The 1,476-nt window shown below is 46.6% G+C and carries 1 protein-coding gene; it reads left to right on the forward strand.

Annotation, left to right across the window (positions count from 1 at the left end; all coding sequences use genetic code 11):
* Positions 1–220 precede the first annotated feature (220 nt).
* Positions 221–1,476: glutamyl-tRNA reductase (gene hemA, locus A3738_RS04765; protein ID WP_068763401.1), on the forward strand; the 1,256-nt coding region annotated here is incomplete at its 3' end.

The raw sequence follows: 1,476 nt of genomic DNA on the forward strand, positions 1-1,476 counted from the left end.
TCGCACAACCACTAAGAGTGATGAGCGCGCTTAAAACAAATGCGAAGCGAAATGAATTCAAAGGTGTCTCTTTTATCGTTACTAGATGAGGCATAAACGTCGTTATGATGACATACCGCTTAATACTGTCAATGTTGTCGATAAGACATTGTGTAATTCGCATGGAATATTTCTCACGCTCTTTGTAAAATAGGGGTTTAATTCTCAAATTCTGTAATCAATGTCCATCCTTGCCTTTGGCATAAATCATAAAACAGCTCCCATAGAGTTAAGGGAGAAAGTTGCTTTCGACCCTTTGGCGCTTATGGATGCCTTGTCGTCTTTCGTCGCGCAGCATCAGGTGAGCGAGGGCGTTATTTTGTCTACGTGTAACCGGACGGAGATATATTGTTCGGTTGATGGCGGTTACGGAAAACGTGATGTTTCAGATTGGCTCGCGAAATTTCACCACGTTAATGTCGACCTTATTGAGCGAAATTGCTTCTGTTATGGCAACGACGATGCAGTGCGACACGTTATGCGTGTGGCGGCAGGGTTGGAGTCACTTGTTTTGGGTGAGCCGCAGATCTTAGGGCAGCTCAAATCTGCGTATGCTAGTGCGCTTGAGGCGGGCTCAGTTACTGGGCGGTTGGGGCGTCTCCTTGAAACGAGTTTCTCGACGGCTAAACAGGTGCGTACAGAGACGGCGATTGGCGAGAGTGCAGTATCGGTTGCAGCGACGTCAGTGGTTTTGGCNAAGCAGTTATTTGGTCAGTTGAGTCAGAGCAAAGCGTTGTTGGTCGGAGCGGGTAAAACAACTGAGCTTGTAGCGAAACACTTACGTCAAGCTGGCATTAAAGACTTAACTATTGCGAATCGTACTTTGGCGCGTGCGCAAGATTTGGTAGATGAAGTCGGTGGTCAAGCAGCTTTAATAGGTGATATTCCTGATTTGTTGGTCGATGCAGACATTGTTATTTCCTCTACTGCGAGTCCACTGCCAGTTCTAGGTAAGGGCGCTGTTGAGCGTGCATTAAAGTTAAGGAAACATCGGCCGTTTTTCATGGTGGATATCGCGGTCCCTAGAGATATCGAACCGCAAGTGGGTGAATTGGCGGATGTGTATTTATATACGGTTGATGACCTTGCCAATGTGATTGATGAGAATAAGCGTTCGAGAGAAAGGGCTGCTGACGATGCCGAGTCGATTATTAACGCTGGAGTACGCCGATTTACGAGTGATTTGCGTATTTCAAAAGCGGGGGACGGCTTAAGACGATTCAGAGCGCATGCTGAAAATATCCGCCTAAACGAAGTAGAAAAGGCGGTTAGTGCTTTGCAGCAAGGAGCTGACCCTGAGAAAGTCGTGAGGAGTTTGTCTCGAACTCTCACGCAAAAGTTATTGCACGAACCGACCGTCTCTGTTCGTGATGATGCTGCAGCCGGAAAAGCTGAAACGGCACAGTTGTTATTGAATTTATTTAAACTTGATGAAGA

The organism is Oleiphilus sp. HI0066 (assembly GCF_001635725.1).